Source organism: Brevundimonas sp., assembly GCF_047617075.1.
Classification (GTDB): domain Bacteria; phylum Pseudomonadota; class Alphaproteobacteria; order Caulobacterales; family Caulobacteraceae; genus Brevundimonas.
This window is the reverse complement of sequence record NZ_JBLGCI010000026.1, coordinates 1-6,202: the sequence shown is the minus strand read 5'-3', so window position 1 is coordinate 6,202 and position 6,202 is coordinate 1. Positions and strand designations below refer to the sequence as shown.

7 protein-coding genes are annotated in these 6,202 nt (G+C 66.4%); 1 reads left to right on the top strand and 6 read right to left on the bottom strand.

Annotation, left to right across the window (positions count from 1 at the left end):
* From ACI8U3_RS15285 to ACI8U3_RS15275, 3 genes are all read right to left on the bottom strand, one after another.
* Positions 1-192, bottom strand: a 192-nt coding sequence (locus ACI8U3_RS15285; protein WP_415015730.1) for a hypothetical protein, incomplete at its 3' end; no start/stop codon positions are given.
* Positions 193-277: 85 nt separating this feature from the next.
* A complete protein-coding gene (locus tag ACI8U3_RS15280; protein WP_415015729.1) occupies positions 278-1,714 on the bottom strand; it encodes a hypothetical protein in 1,437 nt (478 codons plus the stop codon).
* A 167-nt stretch (positions 1,715-1,881) separates the two neighbouring features.
* Positions 1,882-2,643 carry a hypothetical protein gene (locus tag ACI8U3_RS15275; RefSeq protein WP_415015728.1) on the bottom strand — a complete coding sequence of 254 codons (762 nt, stop codon included), beginning with the start codon at positions 2,641-2,643 and terminating at the stop codon, positions 1,882-1,884.
* 127 nt (positions 2,644-2,770) lie between these two features.
* Here ACI8U3_RS15275 and ACI8U3_RS15270 point away from each other — a divergent pair, with 127 nt between their 5' ends.
* Positions 2,771-3,856, top strand: coding sequence for an N-acetyltransferase (locus ACI8U3_RS15270; protein ID WP_415015727.1), 1,086 nt, complete (start codon positions 2,771-2,773; stop codon positions 3,854-3,856).
* Here ACI8U3_RS15270 and mscL read toward each other — a convergent pair.
* From mscL to ACI8U3_RS15255, 3 genes are all read right to left on the bottom strand, one after another.
* The gene (mscL, locus tag ACI8U3_RS15265; protein ID WP_415015726.1) at positions 3,853-4,278 is read right to left on the bottom strand and encodes a large-conductance mechanosensitive channel protein MscL; all 426 of its coding nucleotides are present in this window, start codon (positions 4,276-4,278) and stop codon (positions 3,853-3,855) included. The genes ACI8U3_RS15270 and mscL overlap by 4 nt on opposite strands.
* Positions 4,279-4,357: 79 nt before the next feature.
* The gene (locus ACI8U3_RS15260; RefSeq protein WP_415015725.1) at positions 4,358-4,648 is read right to left on the bottom strand and encodes an integration host factor subunit beta; all 291 of its coding nucleotides are present in this window, start codon (positions 4,646-4,648) and stop codon (positions 4,358-4,360) included.
* A 209-nt stretch (positions 4,649-4,857) separates the two neighbouring features.
* On the bottom strand, positions 4,858-6,202 hold a 1,345-nt coding region (locus ACI8U3_RS15255), incomplete at its 5' end, for a 30S ribosomal protein S1 (protein ID WP_415015724.1).

Below are 6,202 nucleotides of genomic sequence, written 5' to 3'. Positions count from 1 at the left end.
CGTGACGAAGGCCGAGATTTCCGAGGTCTCGCGCATGGGTTCGGGAATGTAGCGGCCCAGCACGACGATCTCATCGACCGTGGTGGCTTCGGGCTGTTCGGTTTCGGCGGCCTGGGCGAGCGCGAAATTCGGCGCGGCCAGGGCCGTTGTGGCGAGCAGAAGCCCGCTCAGGGTGTGGATGATGCGGGTCATGGTCTTCTTGCGCCTTTGAGATGTCGACGAAACGGGAATGAGCGGCGGCCATCCAAGGCCGCCGCTCGTCTCCTCAGGCTCGGGATCAGCAGTCCGAGCCGCTCTCCAGGCCACAGGTCCAGCCCTGCCACCAGGTGTCGCTGCTGTCGCGCACGGCGCCGATGTAATCGACGTCTTGCAGGAAGGCGCTGACCGAGTTGACCGGCGTGGCGGTCACGCCGTTCTCGTTCGAACCGTTGACGAAGCCCGACAGGGTCGAGGTGCCGTTAGCGGTGTTGTTCGAACCGGCGTTGAAGATGGCCTGGGTCTGGGCCAGGTTGCCGTCGTCACGCAGGCCGATCGCGCAGCTGAAGTAGACCGAGTTGAACGACGGACCGTTGTTCACCGTCTCATCGTCATCGATGTCCAGGCACGCGGCCGAACCAGTCACCACCGAGTTGTACAACTGCATGGCGTGGCCGGTGTTCAGCAGCACGCCGTCGCCGCCGTTCGGACGACCGATGGCGGTCACGTTCGAGATGAACGGGCGGGTGAACAGGGCATTGTCGCCCGCGCCGGAGGATTCGAACATGCGGTCACCGCCGTTCGCCCGTTGACGCACGATCATGAACTGGACCGAGCCGCGATAGCCGGTGTCCGTGTCGAAGCTGTCGTCGTCGTTACCGGTCAGAACCACGTAGCGCAGGTTCACGGTGCCGCCGAAGGGCTCGATGCCGTCGTCCGACGAGTTGTGGACCTGGATGTACTCCATGGTCGTGCCGGAACCGACGCCCGCCAGGGTGATGCCGTTCAGTTCGTTGCCCGGCAGGACTTCGAAGCCGGAGTGCTGGATGCGGAAGTAGCGCAGGCGACCCGAGTTGTCGGCCGGGGTGTTGCCGCCGTAGAAGGCGCTGGTGCCTTCCACCTGGGCCTCACAGGCGATGTTCGGGGGGGTCACGCCGGCCGGGCAGGCGGCGATGGGCGCGCGACCCAGGATCACCAGACCGCCCCACTGACCGATGGAGTCCTCGCCGGTCGTGCCTTCGATGCTCTGACGGCTGGTCATGACGATCGGGCTCGACGAGGTGCCTTCAGCGAAGATTTGCGAACCCCGGTTGATGACTAGGAAGTCGGCGCCGCTGGAGCCGAAGATGGTCACGCCCGCTTCGATAGTCAGGGTGCCGTCCTGGGCGCCGGCGATCGGCGAGGCCGGATTGGCGCCCTGATCGTCGCCCACGTCCGTGCGGCCGCCCAGCGAGTAGATGGTGCCGGCGCGATTCGGGACCACAAGATTGCCGATGACGCGCGCGGGCAGCTGGCAGTTGCGCAGGTCATTGATGACGCCGACGTTGTCGAAGCCGGCCGGGCAGTCCGCCGCGGCTCCGCCGCCGCCGCCGCCACCGCCGCCACCACCGCCGCCGCCGCCGCCGGTTCCGCCGCCGCCGAAGCCGCCTTCACCGGGCGAGGCCACCTCGGCCGAGCCGCAGGAGGCCAGGGCGAGCGCTGCGGCGCCGGCCATAAGAATCTTGTAGGTCCGTGACATGGGAATCCCCTCGTTGCGCGTGAAAGCAGGCCCGCCGCGCACCATGCCGACGCCCCCCGCAACTCGGGGTGTGGGATTAGCCAAGGTTTGCAATGATCAGATGACAGTAATTGTTCTGTATTTTTTCATTATCTGCATACGGACAAAAATATATACAAATGAAATGTTCATTCCGGGGAATACGTAACGGAATATTCTGAACCATTTCTCCTGTACTCGATCTGCACAGCCCGTCCTGCCGCCACGTCCGCGGCGAGCTCGCCAAATCGCTCGTGGCGATCAAACGGCGTGCCGTTGATCCGCAACAGGACGTCTCCGGGCCGGAGACCGGCCGCCGCCAGAATCCCGCCCTCCGTTCCCGGGCGCCAGACATAGCCTTCGACCACACCTTGCGACTGCACCGGCCGCAAGGCGGTTTCATAGGTGGTCGCGTCCGCCGAACCCTCGGGCGAAGGCGTCCCGGCCGACAAGGATGGCTGGGCAGGCGGCGGTGCGAACGAGGGGGGCGGCGCCGCCGGGAATTCCAGCCGGGTCCGCGCCCGACCGTGGGCCAGAATCACATGATCCTCGCCCACCCCGGCCAGGACCACGCCCTCGGAAACGGCATCGCCCGGGCGGACGGCCTTCTGAATCCCGTCGGGCCCAGACAGTATGGCGCCCGCATCACCGCCGGCCCTCACGGCGAAAAGGGTGAAGTCCTGCAGGGCGCCGGGCCCGGCATCCGCGCCCCTGAAAAAGGGATCCATGCCGACGATCATCTCAGTGTCCGCCGCCGATATCCGGATCGGCGGCGGCGGGTTTCCATCGCGGGAAGCGTCGAGGACCACGAACCACAGGGGAACCTGGGCCGCCAGCAGCACGGCCAGGCCTGCTTCCGCAATATGGCGGGGGCGCGGAACCGGTCTCGAAAGGATGCGTGTCAGGATCATCAGCAACGCTCCTAGCGCGCCATCATGACAGTCCTTCGTGTACGGAGTGCATTCCAACACCCGGCGCCCAGTCATCGAATCACAAGCTTTTCCCGCCAGGGTTGGGTCGTTCCGCCAGCGAGCCTCCATGCCCCTGACCCTTCGACCGTTCCAGCCTGACGACGAGCCCGTGGTCGGCGCCCTGCACCGCGGCGTCGACTGGCCCGTCCGTTCGGCCGACGGCTGGAGATGGCTTCTGGCCAACCCCGCAAGGCCCGGGGATTTCCCGGTCGGCTGGCTGGCCGAGGACGCCGAAGGTGGCGCAGCCTTTGTGGGACAGTTCCCCCAGACGTTCCATGCGAACGGCGAACGCCTGCTGGGCGTCACCGGATACTCCATCATTGTGCCGCCGGCTTTGAGGGGAGCGGCGCCCATCTTGATCCGCCGGGTCCTGGACCGACCCGACGCCGCGCTGCATTACACCCTCAACGCCAACGCCCTGTCCGCGCCCCTGTACCGACGTCATGGTTTTCACCCCTGGCCGGCGGAAACACACGGACTGAAGCTGAGCTGGATCATCGATCCGTTGGTCTGCGCCACCGCCAGCCTGGTGCGCCGCGTCGCGCCGGACCGTAGCGGGCGAGCCGGGCCTGAGCGGCTTATGAACGCGCGCGTGTGCAGACCACAGGATCTTCGCCTGCCCCCCGACATCGCGCCAATGATGGATTTCGGCGCCGACTGGAATGACTTCTGGGTTCGTTTGAGGGAGTCCGGCGCCGTTCTGGCGGATCGCGGCGCCGAGGCCATGCGATGGCGGACCGCCGACCCTGACCGCCTCACCCCGCCTGTCATGCTCGCCTATCGCCGGGACGGGGTCATCACCGGCTGGCTCTTGGCCCAGACGGCCAAGATGAGCCGTCACGAACCGCCTGTGCTGGACATCATCGACCTGATCGCGACGCCGGGCGAACCCGATGCGATCCAGGCCCTCGTCGGGACTCTGATCGACAACGGCCGACGGCTGGGCGTGGCGAAGATCCGGCTGCAGGTTGTGTCGCCGTCCTTGCTGGCCGCGCTGGGTCCCGTCGGCGCACGCGCGCGGCGGGAGGGCGGTTGGGGACACGCTCACGCCCGTTTCGGGGCTGAACGGGACGCACAATTGCGACGCGGCTGGACGCCCACGCCCTTTGACGGCGACTACAGTTTCTGTCTGCGACCCGTTCCGCGGCCCTAGGCCCGTCGGCTGGCCTTAAGTTCGTCGCGGATTTCGGTCAGCAGGGCCTCTGTCGGCGTCGGTGCGGGCGGCGCCTCCGGGGCGGGCTGTTCGGCGCGCTGACGACGCAGATTGTTGATGAACTTCACCAGCAGGAACACCACGAAGGCCACGATCACGAACTGGACCACGGTGTTGATGAAGGCGCCGTACTGGATGGCCACCTCTTCGATGGCCTCCGTCGTCGTATCCTCGGGCACGAGAACCCATTTCAATTCGGAAAAATCGATGCCGCCGAGCGCCAGACCAATGGGCGGCATGATCACGCCGTCCACCAGCGCCTTGACGATGCCGTTGAAGGCCGCGCCGATGATAATGCCCACGGCCAGGTCAATGACATTGCCCTTGACCGCGAACTCCTTGAATTCCTGAAACAGGCCCATGGGGTGCTCCGCTGTCCGCCGATGGATCTCGGCTCTGTTGCTGTCGGTAGAGACGTGAACGCCTGTCGGGCCGAAAGGCTCAGGCGTCGCCCGAAGCGTTCAGCCGCTCGCGCAGCTCCTTGCCGCTCTTGAAGAACGGCACCGACTTCGCCGGAACGCTGACCGCCTCGCCCGTGCGTGGATTGCGACCCACGCGCGCCGGTCGGGACCGCACCGAAAAGGCGCCGAAGCCGCGCAATTCCACGCGCCCCCCGTCGCTCATGGCGTCCACCATGCTGTCAAGCACGACGTTGACCACCCGCTCGACCTCGGCATGGGTCAGGTGGGTATTCTCCGCGGCCAGCTTTTCGATGAGCTGCGACTTGATCATCGGTCGTCGGCCCCCGCCGTCTGGTGTGATCCGCGCGCCGGGGGCGCGCCAGGTCCTGTCGAGAAGCGGACCTTAGCCATCGTTTGGCCGGTGAAAAAGCCCCACCGGCGATTCCGATGAGAATTCGTCCTTAATCATCAAGGGGCAGACACGAAAAAGGCGGCCGGGTCACCCCGGCCGCCTGATCCGTTCTTCGATGGGACGACGGCTTATTCCTTGCCGCCGGCCTTCTCGCGCAGGGCCGCGCCTAGGATGTCGCCGAGCGAGGCGCCGGAGTCGGAAGAACCGAACTGCTCGATGGCTTCCTTCTCGTCCTTCATCTCCAGAGCCTTGATCGAGACCGAGACGCGGCGGGTGGCCTTGTCCACGGCGGTGATCATGGCGTCGGCGCGGTCACCCACGGCGTAACGCTCCGGGCGCTGCTCGGCCCGGTCGCGCGACAGGTCGGACTTGCGGATGAAGGCCGAAACGGGCGCGTCGTCCTCGCCGAACTTCACCTCGATGCCGCCGCTCTCGATCGCCGTCACGGTGACGGTGATCTGCTGACCCTTGCGGTAGGTGTCGCCCTCCATGGGATCGCCGCCCAGCTGCTTGACGCCCAGCGAGACGCGCTCCTTCTCGATGTCCACGTCCAGCACCTTGGCCTTGATGGTCTCGCCCTTGTGGTAGCGCTGGATGGCTTCCTCGCCCGAGACGTTCCAGTCCAGGTCCGACAGGTGCACCATGCCGTCGATGTCGTTGTCCAGGCCGACGAACAGGCCGAACTCGGTGGCGTTCTTGACTTCGCCCTCGACGGTCGAGCCGATCGGGTGGGCCTCGACGAAGGCTTCCCAGGGGTTGTTCTGGGCCTGCTTCAGGCCCAGCGAGATGCGGCGCTTGGCGCTGTCCACGTCCAGCACGACCACGTCCACTTCCTGCGAGGTGGAGACGATCTTGCCCGGATGGACGTTCTTCTTGGTCCAGGACATTTCCGAAACGTGCACCAGGCCCTCGACGCCGGCTTCCAGCTCCACGAAGGCGCCGTAGTCGGTGATGTTGGTGATGCGGCCCGTCATCTTGGCGCCGGCCGGGTACTTGGCCTCGACGCCTTCCCACGGGTCGGCCTGCAGCTGCTTCATGCCCAGGCTGATGCGCTGGGTGTCCGGGTTGATCTTGATGATCTGCACCTTGACCGTGTCGCCCACGGCCAGGACCTGCGACGGGTGCGACACGCGCTTCCAGCTCATGTCGGTGACGTGCAGCAGGCCGTCGATGCCGCCCAGATCCACGAACGCGCCGTAGTCGGTGATGTTCTTGACCACGCCGTCGCGGACTTCGCCCTCGGCCAGCTGGCCGACCAGCTCGGTGCGCTGCTCGGCGCGGGCTTCTTCCAGAATGGCGCGACGCGAGACGACGATGTTGCCGCGCGGGCGGTCCATCTTCAGGATCGCGAAGGGCTGTTCCTTGCCCATCAGCGGGCCGACGTCGCGCACCGGACGGATGTCCACCTGCGAACCGGGCAAGAACGCCGAGGCGCCGCCCAGATCGACGGTGAAGCCGCCCTTCACGCGGCCG

Excerpts from the sequence above, each read along its gene's own strand:
- ACI8U3_RS15280 (WP_415015729.1), bottom strand. The coding sequence starts at position 1,714 with ATGTCACGGACCTACAAGATTCTTATGGCCGGCGCCGCAGCGCTCGCC.
- ACI8U3_RS15275 (WP_415015728.1), bottom strand. The coding sequence starts at position 2,643 with ATGATCCTGACACGCATCCTTTCGAGACCGGTTCCGCGCCCCCGCCAT.
- ACI8U3_RS15270 (WP_415015727.1), top strand. The coding sequence starts at position 2,771 with ATGCCCCTGACCCTTCGACCGTTCCAGCCTGACGACGAGCCCGTGGTC.
- mscL (WP_415015726.1), bottom strand. The coding sequence starts at position 4,278 with ATGGGCCTGTTTCAGGAATTCAAGGAGTTCGCGGTCAAGGGCAATGTC.
- ACI8U3_RS15260 (WP_415015725.1), bottom strand. The coding sequence starts at position 4,648 with ATGATCAAGTCGCAGCTCATCGAAAAGCTGGCCGCGGAGAATACCCAC.